Raw genomic sequence first — 15783 nt, 5'->3', positions numbered from 1 at the left:
GGTCACCAGGTGACGCGGAACGCGCCGTCCGGCCGGCCCGCGGCGTCGCGGGCCAGGTCCGGCGCCGCGGCCGTCGTCTCCAGCAGGCGGTCCAGCAGCGCGGGCCGGGCCGCGACGAAGCTGAGCTCGTCGGGGGAGCGGCCCAGGCGCGGCTCGTACGGGGAGCCGTCCAGGCCGCGCAGCTCCGCGCCCGCCTCCGCCGCCAGGATCGCCCCCGCGGGCAGGTCCACGAGCTCCGGCCGGTAGCCGACGATGCCGTCGATGTCGCCGCGCGCCAGCATCGTCCACGCCACCAGCGGCGCCCACAGCTGGAGCAGCCGGCCGCAGCGCGCCTCCAGCCGCGCCCTGAGCAGGAACGCCACCGGATCGCGGCGGCCCACCGGATGGCCCTGCGTCCACGCCAGGACGGGGTTCTCGGAACGGCCCGGGCGGCCCGGCCCCTCCAGCAGCAGGGGCCGCCCCGCGGGATCGAGCGTGCCCTCGCCCTTCACGGCCGACCACGTGCGGCCGCTCACCGGGTCGTGCACCACGCCCAGCACGGGGACGGAGTCCGCGCACAGCGCCAGGCCCACCGCGTACACCGGCATGCCGATCGCGACGTTGTTGGTCCCGTCGAGCGGGTCGACCAGCCACACCGGGCCGTTCCCGCCCTCGCCGTCACCGCCGCTCGCCCCGGACTCCTCCGCGACGATCCGGTGCCGGGGGAACGCGGCGCGCAGCCGCTCCAGGATCAGCGCCTCCGCGGCCACGTCCAGCTCGGTCACCACGTCCCCGGCCGCGCCCTTGAGCCGCACGCCCAGCGCCGCGCCGCCGCCCGCGCCGTTCAGCCGCGCGCGCAGCAGCGCCCCCGCGGCCTCCGCGGCGGCCACCGCCACCGAGCGGGCCGCGGCGAGATCCAGCGGCGGCGCGGGGGACGGCGGGGACGGTGTGGTCATCTGGCTCTCCAGTCGCCTCGCGGCCGGTCCGGCCGGACCGGCTCGGAACGTCAGCGGCGGAACCCGCCGGGACCCGGCCGGGCCGCGCTCGGGTACGGCCCGGGCGGATCGCAGCCGGGCGCGGCGCGCCCGCCCGCCGCCCGCGGCCCGGGGACGGCGTCGCCCGGCGCGGCCGGGTACGGGTGGGCCGCCTCGATCCGGCGGGCCGAGCGCAGCGCCGCCCGCACCGTCTCGTCCGGCCCGCACCGCAGCCGGCGCGCCTCGTGCGACCCGCCCTCCAGCGGGCCCAGCGACAGGTCGCCGCGGCCCGGGTCCTGCCGGCCCAGCGCCACCGTCGCGGCGTCCGGGCCGTCCTCGATCACCGTGCTGTGGAACACCCCGGCCGGCAGGCTGTAGACCGCGCCGGTGCCGTGCACCCCGGCGTCGCCCGCCGCGTACCGGACCGTGCGGGCCGTGGCGCGCAGCTCGTCCACCTCGCCCCGGCTCACCACCTCGAACACCCGGTGGGTGGCGCCGTCCGGACCCGCGGCGGGGGCGTCGGCCACGTCCGCGCGCGTGTTGCGCACCGAGCCGTACAACACGAAGCTCACCAGCTCCCAGCTGTGGCAGTGGACGGCGGACGTGGTCGCCCGCGCCGGCGCCACCTCCGGGGACCAGATGTGCAGGCACACCCCGAGGGCGCCGCTGCGCTCCACCGGGATGCACAGGAAGCCGAGCGGGTGCCGCACCGCGCTCGCCGCCGCGCGGCCCGCGCCGATGTCGCCGAGCACGCGCCCCGCCCAGCGCGGCAGCGTCTCCGCCGCCGTCCCGGCGGCGATCTCGCGGCGGATGTCGGAGTAGCGCATCACTCGTACGGGTCCTTGGGCCGCAGCGCCTTCCGGACGATCTCGGCCACGTCCCGGTCGGTGTACCCCGGCGCCAGCTCGATGCCGATCACCTCGAACAGCTTGCGCACCTCCTCGACCGTCGGCTCGTCGTCCAGCGGCGCCAGCCGGGCCTGCTCCACCGGCACCCGGCGGGCCTGGTCGAGGCTGACCTGCAGCTCCGCACTCACCCAGCCGTAGTAGAACTTGCCGCTGTCGACCACCAGCGCCTCCCCGCGCGGGTCGTCGCGGGTGACGACGACCCGGGACGACGACAGGTCGTACCGCAGCGTCGTCATCGTCCGGGACAGGCCGATGTCGATGTCGAGCATCCCGAACCGCTGCTTGTGCCAGCACGCCGCCAGGATCGTCGAGTACGCCTCCTTGCGGGTGCGCTCCAGCGTCCACGGCTCGCCGGTGGCGTCCGGGCCCTCGGCGACCGACCGCCGGTGCCGCGCGTAGTCCTCGCAGACCGCCGTGTCCGACGGGTCGATGATCTCCATCCGGAACAGCAGCGCGCGCCGCTCCCGGCGGGCCGCGGCCACGCACTCCGGCAGCGTCCTGGCGCGGATGTAGGTGCCGGTGCCGCCCTTGAAGAACCACCGGTCGGTGTCGCGCCGGGCCTCCGCCAGCACCTGCGCCACCTGGGCGCCGCTGATCACGCGGACGACCGCGCTCTCGTCCAGCGCCTTCCGGGTGCCGGCCACGACCTCCTCGAACGACTCCAGCCGGTCCAGCTTGCGGTCGAGCCCGTCCAGCGTCGCCGACGACGACCGCAGCGTGTCCCTGATCTCGGCCTCCACCGGCGCCCGGCGGCCGCGGTCGCGCAGGACGGAGGTGGCCAGCAGGCCCACCACCGCCAGCACCGCGCTGTTGGTGATCTCGTCCTCGTTCGGCATGTTCACGCCGAGGCCGAGCACGGCGACGACCACGGCCAAGATCAGCGCGATGAGGGCGTCGGCGTTCTTCCCTAGCCAGGTGGCGAAGCGGGTCATCGTCTGCGGCATCCCCGTCCTTGTCGGCGCCGTCATGGTAACCACCCCGTCCGGCGCCGGGCCACCGCCCGCGGGCCCCGCCCGGCAGGGCCTCCCGGACGGCGGCGCCCCATGCGGGACGGCCGGGCGGCGGCTATAGGCTCCTGCCATGACCTTCCGGGGCTGGTGGACGGGGCTGTGGCCGACGCGCCGCTCGCGCGCCCTGGACATCGCCCTGGCGGTGACCGCCGCGACGTTCGACCCCTCCTGGCTCTGGTTCGCGCCGCAGGACTTCTGGCTGCCGCGGTGGGAGGTCTCGGCCGCCAGCGCCGTCCTCGGGCTCGCGCTGATCGTGCGCCGCCGGCACCCGGCGGCCCTCGCGCTGGGCGGCACGCTGTTCGCCACCGTGACCGGCGGGGGCGGCCTGTCCGCGCTGATCATGATGTACTCGCTGGGCGCCTACACCGCCTGCCGGCGCGCGATCATCGCGATCACGGTCCTCAGCTACGTGCTGTTCCTGATCTTCCCGTCGCCGACCGCCACCACCGACTCGTTCCTCGTCCAGGCGATCTCGGGGTTCGCGTTCACGGCGCCGCCCGTCCTGCTCGGCCTCTACATGGGCACCCGGAAGCAGCTCTTCGCCTCCCTCCAGGAACGCGCCGAACGCCTCGAACGCGAGCAGCACCTCCTGGCCGAACGCGCCCGCGGCGAGGAGCGCACCCGGATCGCCCGGGAGATGCACGACGTCGTCGCCAACCGCGTCAGCGTCATGGTCGTCCACGCCGGCGCCCTCAAGGCCGTCGCCCGCCGCGACCCCGACCAGGCCGCCGAGACCGCCGCCGTCATCGGCGACATGGGCCGGCAGGCGCTGGAGGAGCTCCGGCAGGTGATCGGCGTGCTGCGGCAGGGCGAGGAGGCGCTCCCGCAGACCTCCCCCACCCTCGCCGACGTCCGCGACCTCGTCCACCAGTCCACCGCCGCCGGGCTCACCGTGGAGATGGCCGTGCGCGGCGAGGAGCGCGCCATGCCCGCCGCCGTCGGGCGGACGCTGTACCGGCTCGTCCAGGAGGCCCTGACGAACGTGCACAAGCACGCCGGCGACGCCGACACCGTGGTCGCCGTGGCCCTGGCGCCCGAGGCGGTCGAGGCCGAGATCAGCAACGCCCCGCCCCGCGAGGCGCCCCGGCACGGCCTGCCCAGCGGCGGGAACGGCCTCCTTGGCCTGCGCGAGCGGGTCACCGCCCTCGGCGGCACCCTGGACGCCGGCCCCCGCGACGGCGGCTTCACCGTCCGCGCCCGCATCCCGCTCCCCTCTGACCTGGGGAAATAAACCGCCGTCCCGGATTGTCATCCCCCCTGCATACAGTTGGGGGACGGGTCGTTCAGGGGAAGAGGCGAGGATGCGGCCGATCACGGATTTGCAGCGCACGGTGGCGCCGTTCGAGGTCGTCACGGAGATGACGCCCTCCGGCGACCAGCCGGCGGCCATCGCCGGCCTGGCCGAGCGGGTCGCCCGCGGCGACAAGGACAGCGTGCTGCTGGGCGCCACCGGCACCGGCAAGACCGCCACCATCGCCTGGCTGGTGGAGAAGCTCCAGCGGCCCGTCCTGGTGATGCAGCCCAACAAGACCCTCGCCGCCCAGTTCGCCAACGAGCTGCGCGAGATGCTGCCCAACAACGCCGTCGAGTACTTCGTCTCGTACTACGACTACTACCAGCCCGAGGCGTACATCCCGCAGACCGACACCTACATCGAGAAGGACTCCTCGATCAACGACGAGGTCGACCGGCTGCGGCACTCGGCGACCAACTCGCTGCTCACCCGGCGCGACACCATCGTGGTCGCGTCCGTCTCCTGCATCTACGGCCTGGGCACCCCGCAGGAGTACGTCGACCGCATGATCAGGCTCCGCGTCGGCGACGAGATCGACCGCGACGACCTGCTGCGGCAGCTGGTCGGCAGCCAGTACACCCGCAACGACCTGGCGTTCACGCGCGGCACGTTCCGGGTGCGCGGCGACACCATCGAGATCATCCCGCAGTACGAGGAGCTCGCGGTCCGCGTCGAGATGTTCGGCGACGAGATCGAGAAGCTGGCCACCCTGCACCCGCTGACCGGCGAGGTCCTCAGCGAGGACCAGGAGCTGTACGTCTTCCCCGCCTCCCACTACGTCGCCGGCCCCGAGCGCATGGAGCGCGCGATCGGCGACATCGAGGCCGAGCTGGAGGAGACCCTGGCCCGGATGGAGTCCCAGGGCAAGCTGCTGGAGGCGCAGCGGCTCCGCATGCGCACCACGTACGACATCGAGATGATGCGCCAGGTCGGCACCTGCTCCGGCATCGAGAACTACTCCCGGCACATGGACGGCCGCGGTCCCGGCACCGCCCCCAACACCCTCCTCGACTTCTTCCCCGAGGACTTCCTGCTGGTCGTCGACGAGTCGCACCAGACCGTCCCGCAGATCGGCGCCATGTACGAGGGCGACGCCTCCCGCAAGCGGATGCTCGTCGAGCACGGCTTCCGGCTCCCGTCCGCGATGGACAACCGCCCGCTGAAGTGGGAGGAGTTCCTGGAGCGGATCGGCCAGACCGTCTACCTGTCGGCCACGCCCGGCTCGTACGAGATGAACCGCGTCCAGGGCGATGTCGTCGAGCAGGTCATCCGCCCCACCGGCCTGGTCGACCCCGAGATCGTCGTCAAGTCCACCAAGGGCCAGATCGACGACCTCGTCCACGAGATCCGCGAGCGCACCGAGAAGGACGAGCGCGTCCTGGTCACCACCCTGACCAAGAAGATGGCCGAGGACCTCACCGACTACCTCCTCGAACTCGGCATCCAGGTCCGCTACCTGCACAGCGAGGTCGACACCCTGCGCCGCATCGAGCTGCTGCGCGAGCTGCGCGCCGGCGAGTTCGACGTCCTGGTCGGCATCAACCTGCTGCGCGAGGGCCTCGACCTGCCCGAGGTTTCCCTGGTCGCCATCCTGGACGCCGACAAGGAGGGCTTCCTGCGCTCGGAGACGTCCCTGATCCAGACGATCGGCCGCGCGGCCCGGAACGTGTCCGGCCAGGTGCACATGTACGCCGACACGGTCACGCCCTCGATGGAGCGCGCGATCGACGAGACCAACCGCCGCCGCGCCAAGCAGATCGCCTACAACGAGGAGCACGGCATCGAGCCGACGGCCCTCCGCAAGCGGATCGCCGACATCCTCGACTCCCTCGCCCGCGAGGACGCCGACACCGAGACCCTGATCGGCGGCGCGGGCCGCCAGCAGAGCCGAGGCAAGGCCCCCGTCCCCGGCCTCGCCTCCCGCACCAGGGAGGCCGGCCGCCACGCCGCCGACCTCGTCGGCGAGCGCCCCCGCGAGGAGCTGGAGGGCCTCATCGAGCAGATGACGGCCCAGATGCACCAGGCCGCCACCGACCTCCAGTTCGAACTCGCCGCCCGCCTCCGCGACGAGATCAAGGAACTGAAGCGCGAACTCAGAGAAATGAAGGAAGCCGGCGTCAAGTAACCGTCGCGGGCCGCCCGTGACGAATCAAGGAGCCGGCGTCAAGTAACCGCGCCTTGGAACGTCACGGGCGGGGCAGGGGCAAGAAGGACCGCCAGAGAATCGGCATCAACACCGCCCGCTGTCCGAACCAACTCGCGAAGCACGTCCGCGTGCTCGATGAGCACACCCCGGCACCGCGCCCACTCCGGCCGGTCCTCCCCGGCCTCGCCGCCCAAGATCCGCGGATCGAGCCCGTCCCTCACAGGCTCCGCCAGCCCGGCGACGACCACCAGCCACTCGACCAACTCACGCCGCGTGGCCGCATGCAACTCGTCCGCAAGCCCGAGCACGAACCCCAAGAGCAACGGCGCCGCCTTATTAAGCGTGAAAAGGTCGTCCAACAACACCTTCGCCAGCACACGCACGGCCTCAACCCCGGCCGCCGTGTCCGGCAAACATTCCAACAAAGCCGGAGTCGAGCCCGGGCACGACGACCCCACCCAGCCGACCTCGCCGACACCCCTGAGCGCCGAATGCCCCCGACCCGCATCCCGCGCGGTCGGGTACTCCTCCAGAAGGCCCGCCACGCGAGCCTCCTTCATCTCCAGATCGTGCCCGCACATGGGGTTCCTCCTCCATCGCGACGGCACCATATCCTCAGAACCGTCCAAGCAGGGGGTGGCTATGACGAGCTTCCCGAAGTGGAGCGACGTCCGGGCTGAGGTCGTTGCCGGGGCCGGCGGCGAAGAGCGGGTCGACGAGGCGCGAAAGCGCAACCGGGCGTACATCGGCGCGTACCGGCTGGCAGAACGGCGCCAGAGCCTCGGCCTGTCGCAGAACGATGTCGCCGACCGGATGCAGGTGCCCTAGACGTGGCGACGCCGTCGTCGTCCAGGTGACCAGGGTGCGTGCGTCGTCGGTGACCAGCACGTCCCGGATCCGCGGGCCCGGGACGGGAAAGGCGTGCAGCCTCCTGCGCGTGCCGACGTCCCAGATCGTGAACCGAGGCCCCGGCCTCCTCCTGCCCCGCCAGTGGCGCCGCTGCCAGCCGGGCGCGGCCGGTGATTCGGGAGGCGGTGCGGAAGGGGCGGACGTACGATCGCGGGATGGATCTGGAGCCCCGTACGGCACGTCCGGTCGATCTGCCGCTGCTGGCCGCGATCGAGGAGAGCGCGGACGGGATGTTCGGCCCGCTGGGGATCGCGTTCCCGGCCGGGCCGACGGTGATCGAGACGATGATCGAGAAGGGCGGCGGCGACATCCTGGTGGCGGGCGATCCGCCGCTGGGGTTCGCGGCCGTGCAGGAGCTGGACGGGGCCGTCCACCTGGAGCAGATCGCGGTGCACGCGGACCGGGTGCGGCAGGGGATCGGCGCGCTGCTGCTGCGCGAGGTGCTGGAACGGGCCCGGCGCGCCGGGGCGCCCGGGGTCTCGCTGCTGACCTTCCAGGACGTCCCGTGGAACGCGCCCTGGTACGCCAAGCACGGCTTCGAGGTCCTGCCCGCGGAGCGCTGGGGGCCGGGGCTGCGCGGCCACTGGGACGACGAGGTCGCGGCCGGCCTGCACGAGCTGGGGCCGCGCGTCGTCATGTGGGCGCCGCTCTAGCGCCGTGTCGACTCGTGGCGTGTCCGCCTCTCGCGGCGCGTCCTGGTGAGAGACACGCCACGAGTCAACGCCGGGGGCGGCGGGCCATCCGGGTGGATCTTGGAACTAGAGTTGCTGCGGGGCGGCACGACTGAGTCGTGCGAGGGTGTAGATGGAATGGGTCGCGGAGACCGTCCGGACATTGGGGGAGCTTCCGCTCGCGCCGCTGCTGGCGGTCGCGTGGCTGCTGGCGTTCGCCGAGTCGGGGCTCGGGGTCGGGACGCTTGTCCCCGGCGAGACGGCGGTGCTGGTGCTGGGCGCGTCGGCGGCGGAGCCGGTCCGGTTCGCGGCGATGCTGCTCGCGGTCGGGCTGGGCGTGACGGCGGGCGACCATGTCGGCTACCTGATCGGGCGCCGGTACGGGGAGGCCATGGGCCGGACGCGGATCGTGCGCAAGGCCGGGCAGCGGCACTGGGACCGGGCGATGGCGGTACTGCGCAGGCGCGGCGCCGCCGCGGTGCTGCTCACCCGCCTGGTGCCGGTGGTGCGCACGCTGACCCCGGCCGCGGCGGGGGCGGCAGGCGTGCCGTACGCGCGCTTCCTGCCCGCCTCGCTGGCCGGCGCGCTGGTGTGGGCGGCCGTGTACGTGGGGATCGGCGCGTTCGCGGGCGCGTCGGCGGAGCGCATCGAGGCGCTGGTGGGCCGGGGCGGCCTGGCGGTCTTCGCGGCCGCGGCCTGCGCGGCCGCCGCGGTGGCCGTGGTCCGGAGGAGGCGGCGCCGTTCCGCGGTGCCCGCCGATGAGTGATGCGCCGGACACCCCGCAGCCCACCGGAGGCCGTGGTCAGTGGTTCTTGAGGTTGTGTAGCAACGAGCGCCAAGTGGCCGCGTGGAGGGCGAGGACGGGCCCGTCCGGGTTCTTGGAGTCTCGTACGGCCACGCGGGCGTTCCATTCTGCGACTTCGACGCACTCCGACGTCTGCGCTTGGCTGTGAGTGCTGGTGCGCCAGGCGGCATTGGACAGTTCTGGTCCGCTCATGCGTCCGACATTATTCGCTGGATCAGGTCCCGGGAGCGGGTTTCGCTGAGGGCTGCCATTCGTATTCGGCGGAAGGCGTTCCGGTACCGTTCGACGCTTGTGGAGTCGTCGAGCATCAGGCGTCCCGTGAGATAGGTGATCAGCACCGTGCTCAGCACACTGGGATCTCCGATGTCCAGCAGCCAAAAGGATTCGTTTACGCCGGGGTCGGCGGTCGAGGCGAACGGGAGGACCTGAATGGACAGTCGCTCCCGTTCCGACTCGTTCACCAGCCGTTGGAGCTGCGCCCGCATGACCGCAGGCCCGCCCCGTGCTCGACGCAAGGCGGCCTCATCCAGCACGAGCCGGATCTTGGGTGGGTCGGGCTGGTCAAGTATGCGCTGACGGGCCATCCGGAACGCGACGAACCGGTCCGCGCGTTCGGGCGGGATTTCGGGGACGTGCGCTCGCATGATGGCGAGTGCGTAGTCCTCGATCTGAAGGAGTCCGGGGATGAAGCCGGTCTCGATCGCGTCCAGGGCCGAGGCGTCGCGCTCCAACGAGGCGTAGTCGCAGTCGGAGCGGGATGCGATGTCCTTGAAGGCGCACCACCACCCTGACCGGTGCTCTTGTTCCGCGAGCGTCATCAGGGCTTTGTACAGGTTCGCGTCAACGCCATAGGCATTGAGGATGAACCCGAGGTCGCGGAGGCGCAGTGACTGCAGGCCGTTCTCGATCAGGCTCAGTGAGGAGCCCGAGCGTTCGAGGCGGCGGCCCGCTGCCTGGAGGGTATAGCCCGAGTCTTCGCGTACTTGGCGAAGTGCCCGGCCTATCCGGCGGAGGCGAGCGGATGACGGGGGGTCTTCCGGCATGTGTTCATACTGTCACGCTTAGTAGCTGAAGGAGATGGGATCTGCTGGAGACTCAAAATCCAGTGACTGGACGTCGCGAGGCGTGTCGAATGCCTGGTGGGGGCCGCGCAGTGCGATGAATCTGGGTGCGTGACGGTCCGGTGGAAGGGGATCCGATGGCGCCGAGTGAGATGCGGTATTCGCTCCTGGCGGGGTTGGCGTGGCGGTTGTGGACGGTCTCGCTGAGCTGCCGGCTGGACTTCCCGCAAGGGACGCAGCCGGTGCTGTTCGTACGGTGCGGGAACGCGCGATGGGAGCCGGTCCTCGCCGTCGAGCGCGGCCGGGCATGGCTGCTGGTGTGGCGGCGGGTGGAGTTGAACGCGGCCCGGCTGGACGAGGCGGCGCTGCGGATCGCGGCGGAGGCCGGCTCGTGAGCGCGACGCTCGACGGGGCCCTGTGCGTGACGCTGCCGGGCCTGGAGCGTTCGGCCGTGGAGGCGCGGGGGTTCGTACGGGACGTGCTGGGGGAGGGGCATCCCCTGCTCGATGACGTCCGCACGTGCGTGAACGAGGCGTTCACCAACGCGGTGGAGCACACCGCTTCGGGACGGGGCGGGCTGGTGTCCGTCCGTCTCGCGGTGACGGACGGGGTGCTGGTCGCGGAAGTGGGCGACGACGGGGGCGGGGGCGCGCGGCCCCGGCTGCGGGACGGCCAAATGGCCGAGGACGGGCGAGGCATGCGGATCATCGATGCGCTCGCCTCGGACTGGGGCGTGCGTGCGCAGGGTGGCCGGTGCGTGGTGTGGATGCGTTTCGTCCAGTCGTCCGGCGGGCGGCGGACGTGCGATCGCGCATGAATCTCGAACGGCCGGTGGGCTGCGGTGGCCGTGGTGCGGAGGAGGCGGCGGCGTTCCGGAGTGCCCGCCGATGAGTGATTCGCCGGACGCGGGGGGCGGTCATGCGGTTTGGTGGGACGCCCAGATGATCGATTCCGGGAGGTGTGATGGCGGAGCCCGAGCGGGGTTCCCAGGTGCGGTTGTGGGAGCGGCCCGCCGTCGGATGGCGGCTTGCGGCCCTCGTCCTGGCGGTGTCGCCGCGGATCCTGACCAGCCCGATGCCGTTTCCGCCGCCCCGCCGGGACGCCGAGGGGATCGTGGGGACCGGCGTGCGCGTCGACGAGTCGAGTTCGGCCGACGTGGTGCTGTTCGCCCGCCCGCGCGCGGCGGGGGAGGGGAGCGCGGCGGAGGTGACCGGGGACTGGTTCGACTACCTCTTCGGGTCCGGCCTGTTCGTGCTGCTCTTCGCGGCCGCGCTGATGCTGCCCGGCCGGCTCGGGCGGCGCCTCACGTTCGGTGCGATCTGGGTGCTGGTGCCGGGGGCGGCGCTCGCCGTCTTCGCGGCGGGCGCGGAGGGGAACGGCCGGCTGGTGGCTTACTGCTTCACGTTCCTGGCGGCGGCGGCCGTCCTCGCCGTGGGCGGGATTCGCGCCGCGCTGGCCCGCGGGGTGCCCGGCCCGGAATGAACGGCGGTCAGCCGGGTGCCGCGCGGCGCCTCTTCAGGCGGCGGCGGAGCCGCAGCAGCCGGTACGCGGCGTACGCCAGCATCACCAGCCCGGCCAGCGCGACCAGCGGCGCCAGCACGGCGAGCAGGCTCATGCCGAGGGAGATGGCGTCCTCGGCCGTGCTGACGGCGGGCGCGCCGGCGCCGAGGGTGCCGGCATTGACGACCGGGCGCACGGACGCCTTGGCGAGGTGGAACAGCAGGGCGACCACGATGCCGGCGACCCAGCCGAGCCAGGGCGCCTGCTCCTCCAGGCGGGCGGCGGACTCGGTGGCGGCGAACGCGGCGCCGCCGGCGGCGGGGCGGACCGCGGTCTGGATCACGTCGTTGACGGTGTCGACGACGGGGATCTTGTCCAGGACGATCTCGGCGGCCAGCAGGACGGCGAGCAGGGCCAGCACCCGGCCGTCGGCGAGCCAGCCGGATTCGGCGGGCAGCCGGACGAGGTCGGTGTGGCGGTCGAGGAGGCCGATCACCAGCAGCGGGATGTAGGCGTTCAGCCCGGCCGCGGCCGACAGGCCGAGGCCGGTCAGTGCGGCGAGCATGGCCCTCCCGGACGTAGCGTGTTGCTCCAGGATCCACCACCGGCGGGCCCGCCGGGTACGGATCTAATAATCTACAACGTAAAGGCGGGAACCCGCGGGACGCCGGAGGCGTCTGGTCAGGACGAGGGGAGGCAACGGATGCGCATCGGTGCACGCGGCCGGTCCGTCGCGATCCTGGTCGGGCTGCTCCTGGTCGCGATCACTCCGCTGGTGGCGCTGCCGGCGGTGCGGTGCGAGGTCTTCGGGATCGGCTGCCCCAAGCCGGTCAGGGCGGCGCACGCGGATCCGGCGCGGACGCGGGAGCGGCAGCCGATCAGCCCCATCGAGGCGGCCACCGGGGGAGCGTACGTGGCGCTGGGCGACTCGTACTCGTCCGGGCTGGGCGCCGAGGCGACCGCCGCCGACCACAACCCGCTGGCGCGCTGCCAGCGGACGTCCAAGGCGTACTTCCACCAGGTCGCGAAGGCCTACCCGTTCAAGGCCACGGCGTTCTGGGCGTGCTCGGGCGCGACCACGCGGACGGTGCAGACCGGCAAGTCCGGCGAGCCGTCCCAGCTGTCCCGGATCGACGGGAACACCACGCTGATCACGATCAGCGTGGGCGGCAACGACGTGGGCTTCTCCAAGATCCTCGCGGGCTGCGTGGTGAAGCTGCCGTGGAGCAGGAGCTGCTCGGAGCAGGGCGGGGACGTCGCGCAGCGGATGGCCGAGCTGCGCACCACGCTGCCCGACCTCTACCGGAAGATCGCGGAGCGGGCGCCGAAGGCGCGCCTGATCGTGATGGGGTACCCGCGGGCGTTCTCGGAGACCGACGGCGCGGGCGGCGACAACATCAGCGTGGCCGACCAGCAGTGGCTGAACGCGCGGCACCGGGAGCTCAACGAGCTGATCCGGCAGACGGTGGCCGAGGCGGACCAGCGCGTCGCGGCGACCGGCGGCGCGGGCAGCGTCGAGTTCGTCGACGCCTACAGCGCGTTCGCCGGGCACGAGGTGGGCAGCCCGGACCCGTACATGAACGGCCTGGCGGTGAGCGTGTCGCAGCTGGCGGCCGAGCCGCGCAGCTTCCACCCGACGGTCCGCGGGCACGAGGCGCTGGCCCGCCTGTTCACCGACCAGATCCGCAAGGGCCCGGGCCGCCCCCTGAACCAGTTCTACTGAGCCGCTCTCACCGGGCGATCGTGTTGAGGCGGTCGAGGGCCGCGGCGAACTCCTCGATCATGTCGTAGACGACCTGGCGGGCGGGTTTGACGGTGTTCATCTGGCCGACGACCTGGCCGACGAAGTAGTTGGCGAGCTGCCGGGCGCCCGGGTTGCCGGAGGCGGCGATCTTGTCGATCTGGGCCATGGCGCCGTGCGCGACGATCATCTGGATGGGCATGCCGAGCGGGCCGGGGCTGCCGGGGCCGTCCCACTCGTCGGTCCAGGCGGAGCGGAGCTGGCGGGCGGGCTTGCCGGTGCGGGAGCGGGACCGGACGGTGTCGCGGGAGGTGGCGGCGAGCAGCTTCTCCTTGACGGTGGGCGGCGTCTCGGCCTCCTCGGTGGTGAGCCAGACCGAGCCGCACCAGACGCCGGACGCTCCGAGGGCGAGGGCGGCGGCCATCTGCCGGCCGGTGCCGATGCCGCCGGCGGCGAGCACGGGGATGGGGGCGACGGTGTCGACGACCTCGGGGACCAGGACCATGGTGGAGATCTCGCCGGTGTGGCCGCCGGCCTCGCCGCCCTGGGCGACGATCAGGTCGACGCCGGCGGCGACCTGGCGGCGGGCGTGCTCGGCGGTGCCGACCAGGGCGGCGACGGGGACGCCGGCGGACTTGGCCTTGTCGACCATGAGCGGCGGCGGGGTGCCGAGGGCGCTGGCGATCAGGCGGATCGGGTGCGCGAGCGACACCTCGATCAGTTCGGTGGCGCCCTCCTTGGTGACCTGGGTGCCGCCGCGGGAGTTGCTCTTGCGGGCGCGGTTCAGGTCCGGGGGCGGGACGTCGTACTTCTCGAAGAGGCTCTGGAGGAACGTCCAGTGCTCGGCGGGGACGGAGGCCAGCATGGTGTCGAGGCCGCCCTCGCCGCGGCCGGCGCGCTCGGCCGATTCGTCGATCTTGCCGGGGACCAGGACGTCGACGCCGTACGGGCGGCCGCCGACGTGGTCGTCGATCCAGCGCAGTTCCTCTTCGAGGCGTTCGGGGGAGTAGGCGACGGCGCCGAGGACGCCCATGCCGCCGGCGTTGGTGACGGCGGCGACCACGTCGCGGCAGTGGCTGAACGCCAGCAGCGGGAACTCGATGCCGAACATGTCGCAGATGTCGGTACGCATGGCTTCAGGCTCCCTTGAACAGGACGTAGGACTCGCCCTCGTCAGGGTGGACGAAGGTGGCGCGGAGGGGGAGGCCCTCGCGCAGGTCCGCGGGGTCGAGGCCGTCGAGCCGGGCGTGCAGCCAGGGGCCCTCGGCCAGTTCGACGAGGGCGAGGGTGGCGGGTTCGGTGCCGCGGCCGTGGGCGACGGTCCAGGTGACGAGGGTGGCGGTGCCCTCGGCGTCGGCCCAGGCGAGGTCCTCGCTGCCGCATTCGGGGCAGGCGCCCTGGTCGGGGGCGTACCAGCGGTCGCAGGGTTCGCAGCGGCGGATGACGAGCCGGTCCGCGGCGGTGCCGTCGAAGAACGGGTCGGTGCGGCCGTCGCGGCGCAGGATGCCGATCTCCATGCTCAGGCCCCCTTCGGGTGCGGGCTGACGATCATCGTGGAGTGGTGGTCGAGGATGCCGCCGTTGCCGCTGACGAGGATGACGTCGTTGCGGTCGGCCTGGCGGTCGCCGCCGTCGCCGCGGGCCTGGATGACGGCCTCCGACAGCGGTGTCATGCCCCACATGTAGTACGCGGACAGCTGGCCGCCGCCGGTGTTGGTGGGGAGGGCGCCGCCGGGGCCGAGGGCGCCGGACGCGGCGAACGGGCCGCCCTCGCCCTTGGCGCAGAAGCCGTAGTCCTCCAGCGTCACCAGGACGGTGTAGGTGTAGCAGTCGTAGAGCTGGGCCTGGCTGATGTCGGCGGCGGTGACGCCGGCCATCTTCATGGCGACGGGGCCGGAGGTGAGCGCGCCGGTGGTGAGGCCGAACTCGCTGCCGCGCTCCTTGCGGTGCCCGGGGTGGCCCTGGCCCCAGCCCCACAGGTGGACGGGCGGCCGGGCGAGGTCGCGGGCGCGGTCGGCGGAGGTGATGATGACCGCGATGGCGCCGTTGGAGACGAGGCAGCAGTCGAGCAGGTGGAGGGGTTCGGCGACCCAGCGGGACGCCTGGTGGTCGGCGAGCGTGATGGGGTCGCGCATCTGGGCGAGCGGGTTGCGGGTGGCCCAGTCGCGGGTGCTGACGGCGATGGCGCCGAGCTGCTCGCCGGTGGTGCCGTACCGGTTCATGTGGCGCTGGGCGGCGAGGGCGTAGAACGCGTTGACGCTGCGCAGGCCGAGCGCGGCGGTCATGCCGCCGAATCCGTACCATTCGCGGGCGTCGCGGTGGTACGCCGAGCCGGAGGACTGTTTCGGTTTGAGCGGGGCGTCGGCGAAGACGCAGGCCACGGTGGTGGCGGCGCCGCTGAGGACGGACATCGCGGCGTAGGAGACCATGGCGCCGGCGGTGGCGCCGAAGGAGTTCATCTGGCTGAGCAGGCGCAGGTCGCGCAGGCCGAGGGTGTCGGCGACCTCGATTCCGGGGGAGCCGCCGAGGCCGTGGCTGACCAGCAGCCCGTCCAGGTCACCGAGCGCGAGGCCAGCGTCGGCGGCCGCGAGCCGGACCGCGTCGGCCGCCAGCCGCCGGGGGCTGCGCCCGTACACCTTGCCCAGCTCGGTCATGCCGAGTCCCGCGATGGCCGTGCCGTCAACCATGGGTCACCGCCGTACCTCCTTGGTGTCGTTGCCCACCGCCACCGTACCGAATGACGTTCTATTACACACCGACAGGTGTGAAGTGCCCGTTTGGACATG

The 15783-nt window shown here is 72.9% G+C and carries 19 protein-coding genes; 9 read left to right on the top strand and 10 right to left on the bottom strand.

Annotation, left to right across the window (positions count from 1 at the left end):
* Nucleotides 1–2 precede the first annotated feature (2 nt).
* From ACA361_RS18970 to ACA361_RS18960, 3 genes are read right to left on the bottom strand one after another with little or no spacing between them, the layout of a single operon-like run.
* Nucleotides 3–935, bottom strand: coding sequence for an inositol monophosphatase family protein (locus ACA361_RS18970; protein ID WP_375013385.1), 933 nt, complete (start codon nucleotides 933–935; stop codon nucleotides 3–5).
* Between the two features lie 50 nt (nucleotides 936–985).
* The gene (locus ACA361_RS18965) at nucleotides 986–1780 is read right to left on the bottom strand and encodes a hypothetical protein (RefSeq protein ID WP_375013383.1); all 795 of its coding nucleotides are present in this window, start codon (nucleotides 1778–1780) and stop codon (nucleotides 986–988) included.
* Nucleotides 1780–2805 (bottom strand): hypothetical protein, encoded by a 1026-nt coding sequence (locus ACA361_RS18960; RefSeq protein WP_375013382.1) that lies wholly within the window; start codon nucleotides 2803–2805, stop codon nucleotides 1780–1782. Before ACA361_RS18960 ends, ACA361_RS18965 begins: the two co-directional genes overlap by 1 nt.
* 136 nt (nucleotides 2806–2941) lie before the next feature.
* Here ACA361_RS18960 and ACA361_RS18955 point away from each other — a divergent pair, with 136 nt between their 5' ends.
* Nucleotides 2942–4102, top strand: a complete 1161-nt coding sequence (locus ACA361_RS18955) for a sensor histidine kinase (RefSeq protein WP_375013380.1) — start codon at nucleotides 2942–2944, stop codon at nucleotides 4100–4102.
* A 70-nt stretch (nucleotides 4103–4172) separates the two neighbouring features.
* On the top strand, nucleotides 4173–6290 hold the full coding sequence (gene uvrB / locus ACA361_RS18950) for an excinuclease ABC subunit UvrB (RefSeq protein ID WP_375013377.1): 2118 nt from the start codon (nucleotides 4173–4175) through the stop codon (nucleotides 6288–6290).
* 38 nt (nucleotides 6291–6328) lie between these two features.
* Here the strand turns inward: uvrB and ACA361_RS18945 are convergent, their stop codons facing one another.
* Nucleotides 6329–6892: a hypothetical protein gene (locus tag ACA361_RS18945; protein WP_375013375.1), complete on the bottom strand. Its 564-nt coding sequence runs from the start codon at nucleotides 6890–6892 to the stop codon at nucleotides 6329–6331.
* 61 nt (nucleotides 6893–6953) lie between these two features.
* Here ACA361_RS18945 and ACA361_RS18940 point away from each other — a divergent pair, with 61 nt between their 5' ends.
* The 3 genes from ACA361_RS18940 to ACA361_RS18930 all read left to right on the top strand — a co-directional run bounded on the left by ACA361_RS18940 (nucleotide 6954) and on the right by ACA361_RS18930 (nucleotide 8657).
* Nucleotides 6954–7139 (top strand): hypothetical protein, encoded by a 186-nt coding sequence (locus tag ACA361_RS18940; RefSeq protein WP_375013373.1) that lies wholly within the window; start codon nucleotides 6954–6956, stop codon nucleotides 7137–7139.
* Nucleotides 7140–7375: 236 nt separating this feature from the next.
* A complete protein-coding gene (locus ACA361_RS18935) occupies nucleotides 7376–7873 on the top strand; it encodes a GNAT family N-acetyltransferase (protein WP_375013371.1) in 498 nt (165 codons plus the stop codon).
* 151 nt (nucleotides 7874–8024) lie between these two features.
* Nucleotides 8025–8657 (top strand): DedA family protein, encoded by a 633-nt coding sequence (locus ACA361_RS18930; RefSeq protein WP_375013369.1) that lies wholly within the window; start codon nucleotides 8025–8027, stop codon nucleotides 8655–8657.
* A gap of 36 nt (nucleotides 8658–8693) precedes the next feature.
* Here the strand turns inward: ACA361_RS18930 and ACA361_RS18925 are convergent, their stop codons facing one another.
* Both ACA361_RS18925 and ACA361_RS18920 read right to left on the bottom strand, forming a co-directional pair.
* Nucleotides 8694–8888 (bottom strand): DUF397 domain-containing protein, encoded by a 195-nt coding sequence (locus ACA361_RS18925; protein ID WP_375013367.1) that lies wholly within the window; start codon nucleotides 8886–8888, stop codon nucleotides 8694–8696.
* Nucleotides 8885–9739, bottom strand: coding sequence for a helix-turn-helix domain-containing protein (locus tag ACA361_RS18920; RefSeq protein WP_375013365.1), 855 nt, complete (start codon nucleotides 9737–9739; stop codon nucleotides 8885–8887). The genes ACA361_RS18925 and ACA361_RS18920 overlap by 4 nt, the downstream gene beginning before the upstream one ends.
* 155 nt (nucleotides 9740–9894) lie before the next feature.
* Here ACA361_RS18920 and ACA361_RS18915 point away from each other — a divergent pair, with 155 nt between their 5' ends.
* The 3 genes from ACA361_RS18915 (at nucleotide 9895) to ACA361_RS18905 (ending at nucleotide 11239) form a co-directional block, all read left to right on the top strand.
* Nucleotides 9895–10152, top strand: coding sequence for a hypothetical protein (locus ACA361_RS18915; protein ID WP_375013363.1), 258 nt, complete (start codon nucleotides 9895–9897; stop codon nucleotides 10150–10152).
* Complete coding sequence (locus ACA361_RS18910) at nucleotides 10149–10574, top strand: ATP-binding protein (protein WP_375013361.1); 426 nt, start codon at nucleotides 10149–10151, stop codon at nucleotides 10572–10574. Before ACA361_RS18915 ends, ACA361_RS18910 begins: the two co-directional genes overlap by 4 nt.
* A gap of 146 nt (nucleotides 10575–10720) precedes the next feature.
* Nucleotides 10721–11239, top strand: a complete 519-nt coding sequence (locus ACA361_RS18905; protein WP_375013359.1) for a hypothetical protein — start codon at nucleotides 10721–10723, stop codon at nucleotides 11237–11239.
* Between the two features lie 7 nt (nucleotides 11240–11246).
* Here the strand turns inward: ACA361_RS18905 and ACA361_RS18900 are convergent, their stop codons facing one another.
* Complete coding sequence (locus tag ACA361_RS18900; RefSeq protein ID WP_375013358.1) at nucleotides 11247–11822, bottom strand: DUF4126 domain-containing protein; 576 nt, start codon at nucleotides 11820–11822, stop codon at nucleotides 11247–11249.
* 138 nt (nucleotides 11823–11960) lie between these two features.
* Here ACA361_RS18900 and ACA361_RS18895 point away from each other — a divergent pair, with 138 nt between their 5' ends.
* Complete coding sequence (locus ACA361_RS18895) at nucleotides 11961–12980, top strand: SGNH/GDSL hydrolase family protein (protein WP_375013356.1); 1020 nt, start codon at nucleotides 11961–11963, stop codon at nucleotides 12978–12980.
* A gap of 7 nt (nucleotides 12981–12987) precedes the next feature.
* On the opposite strand, the gene ACA361_RS18890 is transcribed toward ACA361_RS18895, so the two are convergent.
* From ACA361_RS18890 to ACA361_RS18880, 3 genes are read right to left on the bottom strand one after another with little or no spacing between them, the layout of a single operon-like run.
* Complete coding sequence (locus ACA361_RS18890; RefSeq protein ID WP_375013354.1) at nucleotides 12988–14130, bottom strand: NAD(P)H-dependent flavin oxidoreductase; 1143 nt, start codon at nucleotides 14128–14130, stop codon at nucleotides 12988–12990.
* A gap of 4 nt (nucleotides 14131–14134) precedes the next feature.
* A complete protein-coding gene (locus ACA361_RS18885) occupies nucleotides 14135–14515 on the bottom strand; it encodes a Zn-ribbon domain-containing OB-fold protein (protein ID WP_375013353.1) in 381 nt (126 codons plus the stop codon).
* A 2-nt stretch (nucleotides 14516–14517) separates the two neighbouring features.
* Nucleotides 14518–15684 carry a thiolase family protein gene (locus tag ACA361_RS18880; RefSeq protein ID WP_375013351.1) on the bottom strand — a complete coding sequence of 389 codons (1167 nt, stop codon included), beginning with the start codon at nucleotides 15682–15684 and terminating at the stop codon, nucleotides 14518–14520.
* Nucleotides 15685–15783 lie beyond the last annotated feature (99 nt).

The organism is Actinomadura sp. 21ATH (genome assembly GCF_041951345.1).
Classification (GTDB): domain Bacteria; phylum Actinomycetota; class Actinomycetes; order Streptosporangiales; family Streptosporangiaceae; genus Spirillospora.
This window is presented reverse-complemented; position numbering and strand designations above follow the sequence as displayed.